The organism is Nonomuraea sp. bgisy101, from assembly GCF_057708945.1.
On the sequence record NZ_JBYITD010000038.1, the window covers coordinates 56,736 to 74,569 of the forward strand.

Sequence of the window (17,834 nt, forward strand, 5' to 3'; positions counted from 1 at the left end):
GCGCGATGTTACGGCTGGCCCAGTTCGTCGCCGTGGTGGTCAGCGCGGGCTTCTCGTTCGGCGGGGTCATCGGCATCATCTACTCCCCCGACCCTCCCGCGCGGAAGGCGGTGGCGTTCGCGCTGCTGGCCGTGCTGCTGGCGCTGCACCTGCGCAACTGTGTGAGGCGGACCGACGGTCGCAGGCCGCGCTGGTGGCCGTGGACGCTGGCCGTCCAGGCGGTGCTGACCGCGGCGGGCCTGGTGTGGTTCGCGAACACCTGGTACGGCAACACGGGTTTCCTCGCGGCGGCCGTCCTGCTGCTGGTCAGGCGGCCGTGGGCGCGATGGACGGCGTTCTCGCTGGTGCTGGTCGCCCAGTTCCTCTCGGCGCAGACCGTGCGGTCCACCCTGAGCGAGGTGCTCTACCTCGTCGTCGGCCAGGCGGCCTTCGTCGGCGTGGCGCTGTACGGGGTGGTCCGCCTCTACGACCTGATCGTCGACCTGCGCAGCACGCAGGCGGGGCTGGCCGCGGCCGTGGTGGCCCGCGAGCGGCTGACCTTCGCCGAGGAGCTCAACGCGCGCGTCGGCGGCGGCCTGGAGAGGCTGGTCGGCGTCCTGCGGCGGCCCGACCTGACCCGCGACGAGCTGGAGACCAGCCTGACGACCGCGCGCACGGCGCTCGCCGAGGTCCGATCGGTCTCCCACGCCCACCGCGAGAGCACGCCCGCCAGGGCCCTGGCGGGCGACCTGACCACCAGGGTCGTGACGGTCCTCGTGGTCGCCACCGTGCTGCTCATGATCGTTCCGCACGAGGTTCGCCACCTCCTGCAGATCCGGCCGTCGGGTCTCCAGCTCGCGGTGTTCGTCGTGGCGCTGGCCTGCTTCGTCGCGCTGTACCTCCTGGCGTGCCTGTCGGACGGGCGGCACCGGCTCTGGACGCTGGCCGCCCTGGTGGCGCTCACGTACGCCCCGTCGCTGGTGCTCGGCTTCAAGCTCTGGTACGTCGCTACGCTCCTGCCCGGCGCCGTCGTGGTGCTGCTGCGCGGCCGCGCCAGATGGATCGGGGCCGCCGCGGTGTTCGCGGGCGACACCTTCTTCCACCTGATGCTCTCCGGCCTGGCCGACAACGCCCTCGACGTCGCCTACGGCATCGTCTACCTGACCGAGCGGGCGATCATCGTCTACGCGCTCTGGCGGATGGCCAGGCTGACGGCCGGGCTGCGCGAGGCTCGGGCCGAGCTGGCCAGGGTCGAGGTGGCCCGCGAGCGGCTGCGGTTCGCCAGGGACCTGCACGACCTGCTCGGATACGGCCTGTCGGTGGTGGTGCTCAAGGCCGAGCTGGCCTTCCGGCTGCTGGAACGGGACCCCGTCGCCGCGCAACGGCAGCTGTCCGACGGGCTGGACGCGGCCCGCCAGGTGCTCGCCGACCTCGGCTCCGTGGCCGAGGGACGCACCGAGATCTCGCTGGCGGAGGAGGCCGCCTCGGCGAGGGCGGTGCTGGAGGCCGCCGATGTCGAGGTGAGCTGGTCGATCTCGCCCGTGCCGCTGCCCCGGGACGTGGACGCGGCGCTGGCGACCGTGCTGAGGGAGGGCGTCACCAACGTGATCAGGCACAGCGCGGCCCTGCACTGCACGCTGGAGATCACCGTCGACGACCGGCAGGTACGGCTGCGCCTGACGAACGACGGCGTGGCGGCCACCGCGCCCGGCCACGAACCCGGTTCCGGGGTCGGCAACCTCACCCAGCGGCTGGCCGCGCTGGACGGCCGGCTGCGCACCGGACGGGGGCCTGACTCGTTCGAGCTGGTGGCGGAGGTCCCCCTACAGCCAGCCCTCGTCGGCGGCGATGCGGATCGCGTCGACCCTGTTCCTGGCGTTCAGCTTCATGACCGCTGACGACAGGTAGTTGCGGACCGTACCCCTGCTGAGCGAGAGCCGTACCGCGATCTCGTCGGCCTCCGCGCCGGTCGCGGCCAGCCGCAGCACGTCGACCTCGCGGACGGCCAGCGGGTTGTCCGCCTTGCGCAGGGCGGCGACGGCGAGCTGGGGGTCCACCACCTGCTCGCCCCCCACCACCTTCCTGATGGCCTCGATGAGCTCGCCCGGCGGCGAGTGCTTGAGCAGGAACCCGCTGACTCCCGAGGCCATGGCGCGGCGCAGATAGCCGGGCCTGGCGAACCCCGTGAGCACCACCGTGCGGCACCCCGGCATTTCGTCGCGCAGCAGGGCGGCCGCGCTCAGGCCGTCGAGCTCGGGCAGCTCGATGTCGAGCACGGCCACGTCGGCCGCGGACTCCCGCGCGGCGGGCAGGATCAGGTCGCCCCGCTCCACGGCAGCCACGACGGTCAGGTCGTCCTCCAGCTCGAGCACGGCGGCCAGCGTCTCGCGCAGGATGCGCACGTCCTCGGCGATCAAGACCCTGATCATGCGGCTTTCTCACTCCCGAGAGTTGGGGTTCCCGACCTCACCAGACCTTGCGGTTCGTACGCATGTTCGGATACTACTGTCCGGTCGCCTGATCGGCACGCGCGTGGGGATCCCGCGGTTCCGTGTGAATCCTTCACACGGAACCGGTGAACGTGGCACTACAGCGGGCGCTTCCCGGATTGCGAATATAACGGCAAGAGAGAGGAGCACACCATGCAGAAGATCACCACCTACCTCTGGTTCGACAACCAGGCGGAGGAGGCGGCCAACCACTACGTCTCCATCTTCGGCGACTCCAGGATCCTCGAGGTCACGCCGATGATCGTGACCTTCGAGCTCGAAGGTCAGCGCTTCATCGCGCTCAACGGCGGCCCGAACTTCAGGTTCACCGAGGCGATCTCCCTCTACGTCGACTGCGAGTCGCAGGAGGAGGTCGACGAGCTGTGGGCGAAGCTCACCGCCGACGGCGGCGAGGACGGTTCGTGCGGCTGGCTCAAGGACAAGTACGGCCTCTCGTGGCAGATCATCCCCAAGGCCCTCCCCAGGCTGCTCAGCGACCCCGACCCCGCCAGGGCGGAGCGCGCCATGCAGGCGATGCTCAAGATGTCGAAGATCGACGTGAAGGCGCTCGAGGACGCCGCCAACGGCTGACGGCCCCGCCGTCCACCGTTCAGTCCTCCACCACGTGCGCGGCGAAGCGGGCGCGGGCCGCCGTCCAGGCGGCCGCGTCCCAGCCCCGCTCGGTCAGCGCGTCGACCGCGTCGTAGGCCATGGCCATCGCGTGGTGGGTGTTGTCGTGGGCGAACAGGCCGAGCCTGCCGAACGTGGTGACGTGCGGCACCTGTCCTGCCCACGCGTCGAGCCCGGCGAGCTGGCCGGCGTAGCCGGTCCGGTAGACGGGGTAGACGTGCGGCAGCCGCCTGACCTCCACGGCCGCGAGCCGCAGCGGCGGCAGCCCTGCCGCCGACAGGCAGTCGGTGACCAGGTCCTCGTAGGAACTCGCGGTCCAGACGGGGTCGCCCACCTGGCAGGGGATCTCGAAGCACAGCACCGTGCGGCCGGCCGGGTCCGCGGCGCTGACCCGGTAGTTGGCGGGCTCGGAGATCCGGGTGACGGGCGTCTCCGGCCCCGGCAGGTAGTGGGCGTCGTACGGTGACCACCGCCCGCCCTCGTGCACGGCGTAGACCAGAACCATCGCCCTGAACTCGAGCCTGCGTGCGGCCCGCACCACCTCGGCGGCGGGACCCGGAGTCACCAGCCCGGCCAGCGCGGGCATCGGGATCGTGGAGAAGACGTGGCCGGCGTCGAGTCGTCCCTCGGCGGTGCGCACGGCCACCCCTGAGGGCCCCGGCACGAGCGACTCGCAGGCCGTGCCCAGCCGGATGTCGGCTCCGGCGGCCACCGCGGCGTCGGCCATGGCCTCGACGATCTGGCCGAATCCCCTGCGCGGATAGTAAAAGATCTTTCCCTGCCCGTTCGGCGACCCGCGCAGCACCCTGCGGGCGATCTTCCATGGGCTGTCGGCGGTGACCCGCTTGCGCGCCTGGTCGCCGTCGATCTCCTCGCCGGGCAATCCCCAGAGCTTGACCGCGTAAGGCTCGTACAGGGCGCGGTAAAGCGTCGGTCCCAGGCCGCTGCGCAACAGTCCGGCGAACGAATCATCCCCTCTGCGCGGAACGACCGTGTCACGCGCGATCCCCGCCAGCATCCGCAGCGGCAGGCGCCGCGCCAGCTCGCCGGGCCGTAGCGGGAACCCGACGAAGCGGTCGCCGACGCGGAGCCTGCCGTTGCGGGGCCGTACCTGGAGATCGTCGCCGAGCAGTTCGCGCAGGTCGGCGAGGAGGTGTGACGGCGTGGCGGGGTGCAGTCGATGGCTGCCGTGGTCCACTCTGATCCCTGCGACCTCGAAACCGGCCGACAGCCCGCCGACGTGGTCGGAGCGTTCCAGCACGGTGACGCGCATGCCCCGCAGGGCGGCGCGCCACGCGGCGGCCAGGCCCGAAGGGCCCGCTCCGAGAATCACGAGTTCCATGGCGCCGTCACCCTATCGAGTGAAGTCCTGAAAAATATCTTCTCAATCCTCTTCTAGAGGAAGGAAAATGTTGAGACGCTGACTCCCGTACGACCCCCCAGTCAAGGAGTCTTCGATGCGCAAAGCGTTGGCGGTCGCGTGCTTTTTACCGCTACTGATCCCCGCAGGGGTCGCGCAGGCCGAGGCGCCGGAGGACCGGCAGAAGGCGTTCGCGACCGCCGCCGAGACCTACCAGGTGCCGGAGAGCGTGCTGCTCGGCGTGTCCTACCTGCAGTCGCGGTGGGACGCCCACGCGGGACAGCCCAGCAACGACGCGGGGTTCGGCCCGATGCACCTGACGGACGCGGCGGCCTTCACCGGGGCCAACCACCACGGTGAGGGCGAGGAGGACCCGCGCGGCGACGACACCCGCCCGCTGGCCCTGCCCACCGACGCGCCGACCGTCCCGCTGGACGTGCCCGCCTCGCTCAGGACCATGGAGAAGGCGGCGGCGCTCACCGGAGAGTCGCACGAGACGCTCAGGAGCGACCCCGCGGCCAACATCCGCGGCGGCGCGGCGCTGCTGGCCGACTACCAGAAGCAGCTCGGGGCGCCGCTCAGCGCCGACCCCGCGCAGTGGTACGGCGCGGTGGCCCGCTACTCGGGCGCCACCGAGAAGGAGGCCGCCCAGTTCTTCGCCGACGAGGTCTACTCGGTCATCGCCGAGGGGGCGACGCGCACGACGGACGACGGACAGCAGGTCACGCTCAAGCCGGTCCAGGGGGTCGGCAAGATCGTGGAGTGGCTGGAGAAGCTCGGGCTCTCGCTCCCCCGCCGTGACGGCGTGGAGTGCCCGCGCTCGATCTCCTGCGAATGGATCCCCGCGGGGTACGCCGAGCTGCCGGACGACGACTACGGTCACTACGACCTGGCCGACCGGCCGCAGAGCCAGAAGGTCGACTACATCATCATCCACGACATGGAGGGCTACTGGGCTCCGTCCGTCAAGCTGAACCAGGACCCGACGTGGCCCGGCAGCTGGCACTACTCGGTCAGGTCGAGCGACGGTCACATCGCGCAGCAGATCAAGACCAAGGACGTCGGCTGGCAGGCGGGCAACTGGTACGTCAACGCCAAGTCCATCGGCATCGAACACGAGGGCTTCCTCGCCGAGGGCAGCACCTGGTACACCGAGGCGATGTACCGCACGTCCGCCAAGCTCGTGCGCTACCTGGCCATGCGCCACGGCGTGCCGCTCGACCGCGCGCACATCCTCGGCCACGACAATGTGCCCGGCACGCTGCCGACCACGGTCAGGGGCATGCACGAGGACCCGGGACCGTTCTGGGACTGGGCGCACTACTTCGAGCTGATGGGCGCCCCGCTGCACCAGTTCGGCGGTCCCAGGTCCGGCTCCGTCATGATCAAGCCGGACTTCGCCACCAACAAGCCGTACTTCTACGGCTGCGACCGCAAGAAGCCCGAGGCGGCGTGCCCGCCGCTGCCCGCCTCCACGGTGTGGCTGCGCACCGAGCCTCGCGCCGACGCGCCGCTGGTCAAGGACATCGGCAAGCATCCCACGGGTGACTCGCTCTACAGCGTCTACGACCACAGCGCCCGCGCCACCACCGGCCAGCGGTACGCCGTGGCCGACCGGCAGGGCGACTGGACCGCGATCTGGTACCTCGGGCAGAAGGCGTGGTTCCACAACCCCGCCGACCACCCGACCGCGGTGCCGTCCATGGGCCTCGTCGTGACACCCCGCCCGGGGCTGGCGACCATCCCCGTGTACGGCAGGGCCTACCCGGAGCGGGAGGCCTACCCCGCGGGCATCCCGTACCAGGCGGTGACGCCGCTGCAGTACACGTTCTCGGCGGGACAGAAGTACACGCTGGGCGGTCCGGCGGCCACCGAGTACTACCGGGCGGTCACCTACGACCCGGCCCCGCACACGGTGGTGAAGGGCACGACGCGGTACCTGGAGATCCAGTTCGGGCACCGGGTGATGTTCGTCAAGGCCGACGACGTCCAGATCTCGTTCCAGTAATCCGGCGGTCGTTCGGGACCTCGCCCGCTCGGGCGGGGTCCCGTTCGTCTTCCCGCGCGCCTTTCCTGAGCTTCCCGCGCGCCTTCCCGGAGCGTCAGCGCTTGCGGGTGAAGCCCGAGACCGCGCGCCTGGTGCTCTGCAACGCCTCCTGGGAGGTGTCGAACGTGCGCTGCGCCACCCCAACGAACACGCAGTCCACGACGAGCAGCTGGCTGATCCTGCTGGCCAGCGCGCCAGGGCGGAACTCCGTCTCCCGTCCCGCCGAGATCAGCACGTGCTCGGCCAGCCCGGCCAGCGTCGAGCGCGGGTTGTTGGTGATGGCGACGGTCGTGGCCCCCGCCTCACCCGCCGTCCGCAGCGGCTCCAGCACGTCGGGCGTCTCCCCCGAGGTGCTGATCCCGATCGCGACGTCGCCGTGCTTGAGCAGGACCGCGCTGGTCAGGGCGAGGTGGGCGTCCTGGAAGGCGTGGCTGGACAGGCCGATGCGCATGAGCTTCTGCGCCATGTCCTGGGCGACCAGGCCGGACGCGCCCACGCCGTACGAGTCGATCCTGCGGGCACCCGCGATGGCCTCGACGACCAGGCCGAGCCGTTCGGAGGTGAGCTGGGCGACGGTGTCGTTGATCGCCTCGGACTCCGCGCGGGACACCTTGAGGATGACCTCCGACAGCGGGTCGTCGGGGGCGAGGTCGCCGGGGACCAGGCGGTCCGGCTGCGCGGCGGCGGCCGCGAGGGCGAGCCTGAGCTGCGGATATCCGGCGAACCCCAGCAGCCGCGCGGTGCGGACGATCGTCGCCTCGCTGGTGCCCGAGGCGGCCGAGAGCTCGGTGATGGTGCTGCGCGCGACGGTGGCGGGATCCTCGAGGATCAGCCTGGCCACGGTCTGGGCGGCCGGGGTCAGCGACGGAAGGACGCCGCGGACGGTGGCCACGAGTGTGTCGGCCCTGAGACCGTTCCGGGTGTCTTCCACATACCGATTATGGGGCCTGGAGGGATGCAACGATCGCTGTCGGGCGCCCTTCCCACAAACCGTCAAACCAGGACTTACCTGCGACGTGTTCCGGAAGGCCGTCGGCGGCCCCATCGCGGGGCCCGGGCTCGTCCCCGGGCCCCGCGGTCGTCAGCGGAGCGTGCCGTTGGTCATGCCGACCGGCTCCTCGGGCAGGGCGATGAGGCCCAGCTCCGCAGGCGCGGCCATCAGCGGCTGGCAGGGGACGGCCCTGACCGTGTACCCGAACGCTCCCGTGCTGTCGAGCGGCACCTTCCCCGCGTAGTGGGCCTTGCCGTCGTCGTTCGCCCCCTCCAGCGTCATAGTGAGGTAGCTCGGGTTCAGCAGCTCGTCGTGCGGCCCCACCTTGCCGTACGCCGCCTGGACCAGCAGGTCGGACGGCTCGAGCTCGCCGAGCGCGATCGTCGCCCGCAGGTCGAGGGCCGCGCCGACCTCGGGTGTGTCGCCGACGCCCGAGGACTCCACGTGCTCCACCCTGACCCCCGGCCACGCCTTGGCGACGCGCAGCCGCCAGGCCGCGAACGCCTTGGCGGGCGCGAAGGAGTCGCCCGACAGCGCGCGGGCGGAGGCGGCGGCCGGCGTGTAGAGGTCGACGACGTAGTCACGCAGCATCCGCCCCGCCAGCACCTTGGGCCCGAGCGAGGTGAGCGTGTGGCGCACCATCTCCAGCCACCTGCGGGGCAGGCCGTCGGGCGCCCTGTCGTAGAAGCGGTCGGAGACCTCGTGCTCGATGAGGTCGTAGAGCGCGGCCGCCTCGAGCTCGTCGCGCCTGTCGGGGTCGGCGACGCCGTCGGCGGTGGGGATGGCCCAGCCGTTGGTGCCGTCGTACCACTCGTCCCACCAGCCGTCGCGGATCGACAGGTTGAGCCCGCCGTTCAGCGCCGACTTCATGCCCGAGGTGCCCGAGGCCTCCAGCGGACGCAGCGGGTTGTTCAGCCAGACGTCGCAGCCCTGGACGAGCAGCTGGCCGAGGGCCATGTCGTAGTCGGGCAGGAAGACGATGCGGTGCCGCACGTCCTCCTCATCGGCGAACCTGACGATCTGCTGGATGAGCTTCTTGCCGCCCTCGTCGGCCGGGTGGGCCTTGCCCGCGATGAGGATCTGCACGGGCTTGTCGGGGTCGAGCAGGAGCTCGCGCAGCCGGACCGGGTCGCGCAGCATGAGCGTGAGCCGCTTGTAGGAGGGCACGCGGCGGGCGAACCCGATGGTCAGCACGTCGGGGTCGAGTGCGTCGTCGACCCAGGTCAGCTCGGCGTCCGAGGCGCCGCGATCGCGCCACGAACGGCGCAGCCGCACCCTCGCCGCCTCGACCAGCCGCTCGCGCAGGAGCCCGCGGATCGACCAGATGTCGGAGTCGGAGATCTTCTGGACGCCCTCCCAGCCCTGCGCCTTGTCGATCAGGGACGGCAGCTCCCGGCCGGCCAGCTCCATGATCTCGCGGCCGACCCACGTCGGCGCGTGGACGCCGTTGGTGATCGACCCGATCGGCACCTCGTGCAGGTCGAATCCCGGCCAGAGTTCCTTGAACATCTCCCGGCTGACCTCGCCGTGCAGCTCGGAGACGCCGTTGACGCGCTGGGCCAGGCGCATACCCATGATCGCCATGTTGAAGCGGCCGGGCTCCTGCTCGGCGCCCAGCGCGAGGATGCGCTCGACGGGCACGGTCGGCCATGCGTTGTCGCCGCCGAACTGCCTCTCGATCATGTCGGAGGGGAAGCGGTCGATGCCGGCGGGGACGGGAGTGTGGGTGGTGAACACCGTGCCGGCGCGGACGGCTTCCAGCGCCTCGTCGAAGGTCAGGCGGGACTCGGTCAGCTCGCGGATGCGCTCCAGTCCGAGGAAGCCCGCGTGGCCCTCGTTGGTGTGGAAGACCTCGGGCTCGGGGTGTCCGGTGATCTGGCAGTAGGCGCGGATCGCCCTGACGCCGCCCACGCCGAGCAGCAGCTCCTGCATGAGCCTGTGGTCGGTGCCGCCACCGTACAGGCGGTCGGTGACGTCGCGTGCGGCGGCGTCGTTGTCGGCCACGTCGGAGTCGAGCAGCAGCAGCGGCACCCTGCCGACCTGCGCCACCCACACCTGCGCGTGCAGGGCCCGGTGGTCCGGCAGGCCGATCCTGATGTGGACGGCGGTGCCCTCCTCGTCCTTCAGCAGACTGAGGGGCAGGCCGCCGGGGTCGAGGCTGGGATAGTGCTCCAGCTGCCAGCCTTCGGGCGACAGCGACTGGGTGAAGTAGCCGTGGCGGTAGAGCAGCCCCACCGCCAGGATCGGCACGCCCAGGTCGCTGGCCGCCTTCAGATGGTCTCCCGCCAGGATGCCGAGGCCGCCCGAGTACTGCGGGAGGGCCGCGGCGATGCCGTACTCCGGCGAGAAGTAGGCGATCGCGTCGGCGGCCTCGTTCAGCGTCTGGTACCAGCGCGGCGCGGTCATGTACTCGCGCAGGTCGTCGGCGGCGTCGGCGAGGCGGCGAAGGAAACGGCGGTCGCCGGCAAGCTGGCGCAACCTGGCGGGGTCGACGGCGCCGAGCAGCGCGACGGGGTCGTGCCCAACACGTTCCCAGACGGCCGGATCGACCTCGGAGAACAGGTCCGTGGTCTCTGGATGCCACGACCATCTGAGGTTGTGCACGAGCTCGCCGAGGGCGGCCAACTCCGTAGGGAGAACGGTGCGGACGGTGAACCTGCGGATAGCTCTCACGATTCCGACCCTAGGTGGTGAGCGGTGGTGGACAAGGCGTAGTCACGTAGATCGATCACTTCCCTCTCACAACCCTTCCATGAAGAGGCATTAATGGGGACTATTGGGGCACTCCCCACTTTGAGCCCGAAGCACCGTCCCGGGATGGCGTCCTCGGCTTCACGCGTGAAGATGCGAGGATCGTCACAGCGACAGTCGGCCACTCGACCATGAGAACAGGACGCGATGATCGGTCGAATTCCCATCACGGACATCTTCCCAGTTGTCGACTGCGGGCAGTGGCCCGCTAAGGCGGTCGCTGGCGAGACCTTTGACATCGCCGCGACCGTGTTCCGCGAAGGACACGACGCGGTGGGCGCGGGGGTGGTGATCACGTCTCCCGAAGGGAAGCGTGGCCACCTGAAACATATGCGAGAGATCGCCAAGGGCACCGACAGGTGGAGCGTGCGCGTGTCGCTGCCCGACGAGGGCGACTGGCTTTTCAGGATCGAGGCGTGGAGCGACCCGATCGGCACGTGGCTGCACGACGCGGAGATCAAGATTCCCCGCGGCATGGACGTCGACCTCATGTGCGAGGAGGGGGCGCGGCTGTTCGAGCGCGCCGCCCGTGCCGTACGGCCGTCGGACTGCCCCGCCCCGCACGCGGGCAACGGGACCGCGCGCAACGGCAACGGCACGCTCAAGACGGGCGCCGTCAGGACCACCGCGCTGAAGACGGGCACGGTGAAGGCCGCCGCGCTCAAGGAGGGCGCGGAGCTGAAGCCCGCCGAGGTCTGCGGGCACAGGGCGGCGCTGCTTTCCGTGGCGGCGACGCTGCGTGACGAGGCGCTCGACCCGAGGGCGCGCCTGTCGATCGCCCAGCTGCCCGAGACCGCCGCGCTGCTGGAGGCCCATCCGCTGCGCGACCTGCTGACCAGGAGCAAGCAGCACAAGGTCAGGGTGGAGCGGCGCAGGGCGCTGTTCGGCTCGTGGTACGAGTTCTTCCCCAGGTCGGAGGGGGCGATCCTCCAGGAGGGCGGCGTCTCCAAGTCGGGGAACTTCCAGACCGCCGCCAAGAGGCTGCCCGCCATCGCCCGCATGGGCTTCGACGTGGTCTACCTGCCGCCGATCCATCCGATCGGCACGACGTTCCGCAAGGGGCGCAACAACACGCTCACCCCGAGCCCCGACGACCCCGGCTCACCGTGGGCGATCGGGTCGGAGGACGGCGGGCACGACGCCGTCCATCCCGACCTGGGCACGATCGACGACTTCGACGACTTCGTCGGCAGGACCCGCGAGCTGGGCATGGAGGTGGCGCTCGACTTCGCGCTGCAGTGCTCGCCCGATCACCCGTGGGTCAAGGAGCATCCCGAGTGGTTCACGATCCGCGCGGACGGGACGATCGCCTACGCGGAGAACCCGCCCAAGAAGTACCAGGACATCTACCCGCTCAACTTCGACAAGGACCCCGAGGGGATCTACGCCGAGGTCAAGCGGGTGGTCAGGCACTGGATGGACCACGGGGTGCGGATCTTCAGGGTCGACAACCCGCACACCAAGCCCGTGGGTTTCTGGGAGCGGCTCCTGGCCGACATCAGGACGACCGATCCCGATGTGATCTTCCTGGCGGAGGCGTTCACGCGTCCGGCGATGCTGCAGACGCTCGCCAAAATCGGATTCCACCAGTCATACACGTACTTCACTTGGAAGAACTCAAAATATGACGTGGAGACGTATTTTTCGGAACTGTCGCATGAAACGTCGCACTTCCTGAGGCCGAACCTCTTCGTCAACACGCCCGACATCCTGCACGAGTACCTGCAGCACGGCGGCGTGCCCGCTTTCAAGATCCGGGCTGTGCTGGCCGCGCTCGTGTCCCCCACGTGGGGCGTCTACTCTGGGTATGAACTCTCCGAGAACCTCCCAGTACGTCCGGGTAGCGAGGAATATCTCGACAGCGAGAAATATCAGTACAGACCGCGCGATTGGGCGGATGCGGAGCGTGAGGGCCGTACACTTGCCCCGTTCATCACGCATCTGAATTTGTTCCGAAGAGCGCACCCGGCACTTCAGGAATTGCGTAATCTGACGTTCCACAGGGTCGACCACCCAGACCTGGTCTGCTTCTCCAAGCGGCTTCCCGGCGCCTACGACACGGCCACACGACGGCACGGACTCGGCGACGTGGTCCTGGCGGTCGTGAACCTGGACCCGCACAATACTCATGAGGCGACAGTCGATCTCGACCTGCCGGCCCTCGGTCTCGACTGGAACGCCGAGTTCGTCGTGGACGACGAGATGTCAGGCGAGTCGTACCGGTGGCGGCAGAACAACTACGTACGCCTCGACCCTCACATCAATCCGGCGCACGTCTTCACCGTGCGAGCGGCTCATCGGTAATCAGCGATCGGGGAGTCCAACTTTGTCCGACACCGTGAACTCCGCTGCCATCCCGAACACCTTCGACGAGGACAAGCCCCGCGATCCCCAGTGGTACAAGCGGGCCGTCTTCTACGAGGTGCTCATCAGGGGCTTCGCCGACTCCAACGGCGACGGCACAGGCGACATCAAGGGGCTCACCAGCAGGCTCGACTACCTGCAGTGGCTGGGCGTCGACTGTCTCTGGCTGCTGCCGCTGTACGAGTCACCGCTGCGTGACGGCGGCTACGACATCGCCGACTTCATGAAGATCCTGCCGGACTTCGGCGATCTCGGCGACTTCGTCAAGCTGGTCGACGAGGCGCACAAGCGCGGCATGCGGGTGATCGCGGACCTGGTGATGAACCACACCAGCGACGCTCACCCCTGGTTCCAGGCGTCACGGCACGATCCCGAGGGCCCGTTCGGCGACTTCTACGTCTGGTCCGACAGCGACGAGAAGTACAGGGACGCCCGGATCATCTTCATCGACACCGAGACCTCCAACTGGACCTACGACCCGGTCCGCGGGCAGTACTACTGGCACCGCTTCTTCCACCACCAGCCCGACCTCAACTACGAGAACCCCGCGGTTCAGGAGGCCATGCTGGAGGTGCTGAGGTTCTGGCTCGACCTGGGCATCGACGGGTTCCGCATGGACGCCATCCCCTACCTGTTCGAGGATGACAGCACCAACTGCGAGAACCTGCCCAGGACGCACGCCTACCTCAAGCGGGTCAGGGCGGAGGTCGACAGGCTCTACCCCGACCGCGTGCTGCTCGCCGAGGCCAACCAGTGGCCGTCCGACGTGGTCGAGTACTTCGGCGACCCGGTCAACGGCGGCGACGAGTGCCACATGGCCTTCCACTTCCCGCTCATGCCGCGCATCTTCATGGCCGTGCGCAGGGAGTCCCGCTACCCGATCTCCGAGATCATGGCCCAGACGCCCAAGATCCCCGAGAACTGCCAGTGGGGCATCTTCCTGCGCAACCACGACGAGCTGACGCTTGAGATGGTCACCGACGAAGAGCGCGACTACATGTACTCCGAGTACGCCAAGGACCCGCGCATGCGGGCCAACGTCGGCATCCGCCGCCGCCTGGCCCCGCTGCTGGAGAACGACCGCAACCAGATCGAGCTGTTCACCGCGCTGCTGCTGTCGCTGCCCGGCTCGCCCGTGCTCTACTACGGCGACGAGATCGGCATGGGCGACAACATCTGGCTCGGCGACCGCGACGGCGTCCGCACCCCCATGCAGTGGACCCCCGACCGCAACGCGGGCTTCTCCGACTGCGACCCCGGCCGGCTCTACCTGCCGGTCATCATGGACCCGATCTACGGCTACCAGGCGATCAACGTCGAGGCGCAGCAGAAGAACGCCGGCTCGCTGCTCCACTGGACCAAACGGATGATCGACATCCGAAAGCGGCACCCGGTCTTCGGCCTGGGCGAATTCATCGAACTCAACTCATCCAACCCCAGCGTGCTGGCATTCGTGCGCGAGCTGGGCGATGATCGCATTCTGTGCGTGAACAATCTCTCGCGGTTCCCGCAGCCCGTAGAGCTGGACCTGCGTAGGTTCGTCGGCGTCTCGCCCGTAGAGACGATGGGCGGAGTTCCTTTTCCACCGATTGGCGAACTTCCGTATCTTTTGACGCTCCCTGGGCATGGGTTCTACTGGTTCACCCTTCCGCCCGCCGTACCCCAGGAGGAGTAAGTCGTGCTTGAGGACCTCCTTGCCCGCTGGATCACCCATCAACGCTGGTTCGCGGGCAAGGGGCGCCCTCTGGACGACCTCCGCATCGACTCGCGGACCAGCCTCGGCGCCCTCCAGGAGGCGGAGCTGTGGCACCTGGTCCTGTCCGTACGGCAGGCCGACGCGCTGGACCGCTACCAGCTCCTGCTCGGCCTGCGCGCCGAGTTGCCCGACCGCCTCAAGCACGTCCTGATCGGCATCACGCACGACGGCGTCCACGTCTACGACGCCGCGCACGACTCCACGCTGACCTGCCTGCTGCTCGAAGGCATGGCCCAGGGACAGGACCACGGGCCCGTCAGGTTCCGCCACGCGCGCGGGGTCGAGATCGACACCACGCAGCGCAGCCTGGTCCTCGGCGCCGAGCAGTCCAACACCTCGCTCGTGTACGGCGACGCCTACATCTGCAAGCTCTTCCGCCGCCTCATCCCAGGGATCAACCCCGAGCTCGAGGTGGTCACCGCGCTGGCCGAGCGCGGCGCGCCGCACATCGCCAGGCCGTACGGGTGGATCGAGACCGACCTCGACGGCAATCCGACCACGCTGGCCTTCACCCAGGAGTACCTGTCCACCAGCAACGACGGCTGGGACCTTGCGCTGGCCAGCGTCCGCGACTTCTACGGGCAGCTCGACGACATCTGCGCGGCCGACGCGGGCGGGGACTTCGCCGCCGAGTCCTTCCGCCTCGGCGCCGCGACCGCCGAGATCCACCGGCAGCTCGCCGCCGCCTTCCCCACCGACGTCGTCGAACCGCACGACGTCAAGCGGATGGTCGAAGGCTTCCGCCGCCGCCTGGCGTGGGCGATCGCCGAAGTGCCCGAGCTGGCCGAGCACGCCGAGATCGTCGAGCGGGCCTTCCACGAGGTGGAGGAACTGACGGCCGAGGTGCGCGTGCAGCGCGTCCACGGCGACTACCACCTGGGCCAGGTCATGCGCACGCCCGCCGGGTGGTTCATCCTCGACTTCGAGGGCGAGCCGGGCCAGCCCCTCGACGAGCGCAGGGCGCTGGCCTCCCCGCTGCGTGACGTGGCCGGGATGCTCCGCTCGTTCGACTACGCCGCCGGGCACCTGCTCGCCGACCATCCCGACGCCGCAGCGCTGCGCGCCAAGGCCGGCGAGTGGGCCGCCCGCAACAGGTCGGCGTTCCTGGAGGGGTACGCCGACGTCGACGACGGGGACGCGGCGCTGCTGCGGGCCCTGGAGTACGACAAGGCGGTCTACGAGGTCGTCTACGAGGCCCGCAACCGCCCTTCCTGGCTGCCGATCCCGCTCGCCGCCTTCCGCTGAGGCAACTCAGGCGTTTTCCCCTCCGGAGCGCATCGAGCGCACTACTCTTCGCATGCATACATAAGCGAAGAGTAAGGGGGCGGCATGCGGCGAGGTCTTGTGTTCGCGGCCGCGGGGCTCGGCACGGCCCTCCTGAGCGGATCGCTCCTGCTGGCCACGGGGGGAAAGGGGCCGGAGGCGGCGCAGGCCGTCCAGGAGTCCCCCGCGCCGGGGGACCCGCTCACGCCTGAGGAGATCGCCCGCGCAGGGGAGATCGCCACGGCGACCACGCACCAGAAGGCGGGGCAGACCGAGCTGCTCTACGTCGAGCGCGACGATGACAAGGACGCCGAGCAGGCGCGGCGGGCGGAGGCCTACCTCTACGACTACGCCGACGACACCGTGATCGTCAGGACCGTCGACCTCGGCGCGAGCAAGGTGGTCGAGGAGACCAAGGGCAAGGGGGTGCAGCCCCCGCCGTCCAAACGGGAGGAACTGCGCGCCGCCGAGCTGCTCCTCGCCCACCCGAGGCTGGGCAGTGGGGTGCGCCAGTCGTTCAGGAAGGCGGCGGGCAGGGAGCTCGCCTCGCCCTCCGACCTGGCGCTGCGGGGGCTGATCTACTCGCCCGAGCGGGGGGCGTGCGCGACGCACCGGTGCCTGCGGCTGTTCGTGCGGCTGCCCAACGGCACGTTCCTGGACACCAGCCGCATCGTCATCGATCTGTCCGCCAAGAAGGTCCACACCCTGGAGTGGTGAGTTGATCCTCCGTCTCATGCTCGCCGGCCTGCTCGTCGCGCCGCTCGCGGCCCTCGGGCCCGCCTCCCTCGCGGACCCCGCCGCCCAGCCGTGCGGCTCGCCGTACCTGGTCGACAAGACGCTGCCGAACGGCGCGCGCTGGCGGCTGTGCTGGGAGATGCGCACGATCGAGGGCCTGACCGTCACCAAGGTCGTCTACACGCCCAAGGGCAACAGGTCCATCAGCGTGCTGCGCAGCGGAGCGCTGGCCCAGATCCACGTGCCGTACGACAGCGGGGAGCCGCGCTACCACGACATCGGCTCGCTCGGCTCGGCCGCGATGACGCTCACGGCGGCCGACTGCCCCGGCGGCCAGCTCGTCAAGAGCAAGGTGTGCGTGACGACCCGCCCGCGCGGCCACGCCTACCTCAAGGACGGCTGGGGCGACGAGACGCAGCGCGAGTCGGCGCAGGGCCAGGAGCTGGTGGTGCTGGCCGCCTACCAGGTCGGCTGGTACACCTACGTCTCCGAGTGGGTCTTCGGCGACGACGGCTCGATCACGCCGCGCGTGGGCGCGACGGGTTCGCTGGCGGGCACGACGACCGCGCCGAAGCACGGCTGGCCGCTCGGGGTGGGGCGCAAGCACTTCGAGGAGTCCCACAGCCACAACGTCTTCTGGCGGATGGACTTCGACATCGAGGGCAAGGCGCGCGACGTCGTCGAGCAGTACGACTTCGCGGGCGAGCGCACCGGCAAGCGGTCGATGGTGCGCACCGTGCTCGGCCGCGAGACCAAGGCGCTCAACAGGAGGGCGCGCTGGTGGCGGGTGGTGGATCCGCGGGTGCGCAACGCCGACAGGCATCCGGTGTCCTGGGAGATCAACAACTCCGACAGCGCGGAGTATCGCGGGCCCGGCGACGAGGCGTTCACGCACGCGGACCTGTACGTCACGCAGTACCGCGCCTGCGAGCGGCTGGCGACCGAGAACGTGTCGCCGCGGTGCGGCAAGTCGGTCGACCGGTACGCCAACGGGGAGCGGGTGACCGATCCGGTGCTGTGGGTGAACGTGGGCTTCCACCACGTCGCCAGGGACGAGGACGCGGACCCGATGCCCATCCACTGGCAGGGCTTCCGCATCACCCCGCGCGACGTCACCGCCGCCAACCCCTACTGACACTGCCCGTACGACACGCCCGCGTACCCGGAGCCCAGCCGGTGCGCGGGCGTCGGCATGATGTCCTCCGGGTCGCCGCGGGAGTTCGGAACTTCTGAGGGGTCATGGGTGTGGCGGCGGTCCGATCGGGGAAGCGGTGGTTAGCATGGCCACGACGGCGATCATTGACGTCCGCACGGAGGTGCGGCGCGCGGCGCCCGTCGAGCCGCGCACGTTTCAAGCGATGATCACCGCGGTTAATCCGATTTTTCTGAAATGCCCGACTCCAGATTTCGCATGGTGATGGCGGGCAAGGGCATGGGTTGGAAGGTCGCTGTAGGGCAGGGTAAGGGGC

At 69.6% G+C, this 17,834-nt stretch carries 13 protein-coding genes; 9 read left to right on the forward strand and 4 right to left on the reverse strand.

Annotated features, from left to right (window positions below):
• The first annotated feature begins 5 nt into the window (after positions 1 to 5).
• Positions 6 to 1,877 (forward strand): sensor histidine kinase, encoded by a 1,872-nt coding sequence (locus AC3EO4_RS45975; protein WP_431902244.1) that lies wholly within the window; start codon positions 6 to 8, stop codon positions 1,875 to 1,877.
• Here AC3EO4_RS45975 and AC3EO4_RS45980 read toward each other — a convergent pair.
• Entirely contained in the window at positions 1,803 to 2,408 is a 606-nt protein-coding gene (locus AC3EO4_RS45980; RefSeq protein ID WP_379576173.1) for a response regulator transcription factor, read from the reverse strand. The two genes, AC3EO4_RS45975 and AC3EO4_RS45980, sit on opposite strands and share 75 nt — an antisense overlap.
• Before the next feature lie 213 nt (positions 2,409 to 2,621).
• Between AC3EO4_RS45980 and AC3EO4_RS45985 the strand changes: the two genes are divergently transcribed.
• The gene (locus tag AC3EO4_RS45985; RefSeq protein ID WP_379576174.1) at positions 2,622 to 3,059 is read left to right on the forward strand and encodes a VOC family protein; all 438 of its coding nucleotides are present in this window, start codon (positions 2,622 to 2,624) and stop codon (positions 3,057 to 3,059) included.
• A 19-nt stretch (positions 3,060 to 3,078) separates the two neighbouring features.
• Here the strand turns inward: AC3EO4_RS45985 and AC3EO4_RS45990 are convergent, their stop codons facing one another.
• Entirely contained in the window at positions 3,079 to 4,440 is a 1,362-nt protein-coding gene (locus AC3EO4_RS45990; protein WP_431902248.1) for a protoporphyrinogen/coproporphyrinogen oxidase, read from the reverse strand.
• Positions 4,441 to 4,555: 115 nt separating this feature from the next.
• Here AC3EO4_RS45990 and AC3EO4_RS45995 point away from each other — a divergent pair, with 115 nt between their 5' ends.
• The gene (locus AC3EO4_RS45995; RefSeq protein ID WP_431902250.1) at positions 4,556 to 6,466 is read left to right on the forward strand and encodes an N-acetylmuramoyl-L-alanine amidase; all 1,911 of its coding nucleotides are present in this window, start codon (positions 4,556 to 4,558) and stop codon (positions 6,464 to 6,466) included.
• Positions 6,467 to 6,560: 94 nt separating this feature from the next.
• Here the strand turns inward: AC3EO4_RS45995 and AC3EO4_RS46000 are convergent, their stop codons facing one another.
• Together AC3EO4_RS46000 and glgP are read right to left on the reverse strand one after the other, a co-directional pair.
• On the reverse strand, positions 6,561 to 7,436 hold the full coding sequence (locus tag AC3EO4_RS46000) for a MurR/RpiR family transcriptional regulator (RefSeq protein ID WP_431902252.1): 876 nt from the start codon (positions 7,434 to 7,436) through the stop codon (positions 6,561 to 6,563).
• Positions 7,437 to 7,586: 150 nt separating this feature from the next.
• Positions 7,587 to 10,169: an alpha-glucan family phosphorylase gene (gene glgP / locus AC3EO4_RS46005; protein WP_431902254.1), complete on the reverse strand. Its 2,583-nt coding sequence runs from the start codon at positions 10,167 to 10,169 to the stop codon at positions 7,587 to 7,589.
• Between the two features lie 225 nt (positions 10,170 to 10,394).
• Here glgP and AC3EO4_RS46010 point away from each other — a divergent pair, with 225 nt between their 5' ends.
• The 6 genes from AC3EO4_RS46010 to AC3EO4_RS46035 all read left to right on the forward strand — a co-directional run bounded on the left by AC3EO4_RS46010 (position 10,395) and on the right by AC3EO4_RS46035 (position 17,783).
• Positions 10,395 to 12,551, forward strand: a complete 2,157-nt coding sequence (locus AC3EO4_RS46010; RefSeq protein ID WP_431902256.1) for an alpha-1,4-glucan--maltose-1-phosphate maltosyltransferase — start codon at positions 10,395 to 10,397, stop codon at positions 12,549 to 12,551.
• Between the two features lie 22 nt (positions 12,552 to 12,573).
• Complete coding sequence (treS, locus tag AC3EO4_RS46015) at positions 12,574 to 14,286, forward strand: maltose alpha-D-glucosyltransferase (RefSeq protein ID WP_379576180.1); 1,713 nt, start codon at positions 12,574 to 12,576, stop codon at positions 14,284 to 14,286.
• Between the two features lie 3 nt (positions 14,287 to 14,289).
• On the forward strand, positions 14,290 to 15,612 hold the full coding sequence (locus tag AC3EO4_RS46020) for a maltokinase N-terminal cap-like domain-containing protein (protein ID WP_431902259.1): 1,323 nt from the start codon (positions 14,290 to 14,292) through the stop codon (positions 15,610 to 15,612).
• An 84-nt stretch (positions 15,613 to 15,696) separates the two neighbouring features.
• Entirely contained in the window at positions 15,697 to 16,347 is a 651-nt protein-coding gene (locus AC3EO4_RS46025; RefSeq protein WP_379576182.1) for a hypothetical protein, read from the forward strand.
• 1 nt (position 16,348) lies between these two features.
• The gene (locus tag AC3EO4_RS46030) at positions 16,349 to 17,500 is read left to right on the forward strand and encodes a copper amine oxidase (RefSeq protein ID WP_379576183.1); all 1,152 of its coding nucleotides are present in this window, start codon (positions 16,349 to 16,351) and stop codon (positions 17,498 to 17,500) included.
• A gap of 145 nt (positions 17,501 to 17,645) precedes the next feature.
• The gene (locus AC3EO4_RS46035) at positions 17,646 to 17,783 is read left to right on the forward strand and encodes a hypothetical protein (RefSeq protein ID WP_379576184.1); all 138 of its coding nucleotides are present in this window, start codon (positions 17,646 to 17,648) and stop codon (positions 17,781 to 17,783) included.
• The last annotated feature ends 51 nt before the right edge of the window (positions 17,784 to 17,834 follow it).

Coding starts and splice junctions, on each gene's coding strand:
- AC3EO4_RS45975 (WP_431902244.1), top strand. CDS start 6: ATGTTACGGCTGGCCCAGTTCGTCGCCGTGGTGGTCAGCGCGGGCTTC.
- AC3EO4_RS45980 (WP_379576173.1), bottom strand. CDS start 2,408: ATGATCAGGGTCTTGATCGCCGAGGACGTGCGCATCCTGCGCGAGACG.
- AC3EO4_RS45985 (WP_379576174.1), top strand. CDS start 2,622: ATGCAGAAGATCACCACCTACCTCTGGTTCGACAACCAGGCGGAGGAG.
- AC3EO4_RS45990 (WP_431902248.1), bottom strand. CDS start 4,440: ATGGAACTCGTGATTCTCGGAGCGGGCCCTTCGGGCCTGGCCGCCGCG.
- AC3EO4_RS45995 (WP_431902250.1), top strand. CDS start 4,556: ATGCGCAAAGCGTTGGCGGTCGCGTGCTTTTTACCGCTACTGATCCCC.
- AC3EO4_RS46010 (WP_431902256.1), top strand. CDS start 10,395: ATGATCGGTCGAATTCCCATCACGGACATCTTCCCAGTTGTCGACTGC.
- AC3EO4_RS46025 (WP_379576182.1), top strand. CDS start 15,697: ATGCGGCGAGGTCTTGTGTTCGCGGCCGCGGGGCTCGGCACGGCCCTC.
- AC3EO4_RS46035 (WP_379576184.1), top strand. CDS start 17,646: ATGGCCACGACGGCGATCATTGACGTCCGCACGGAGGTGCGGCGCGCG.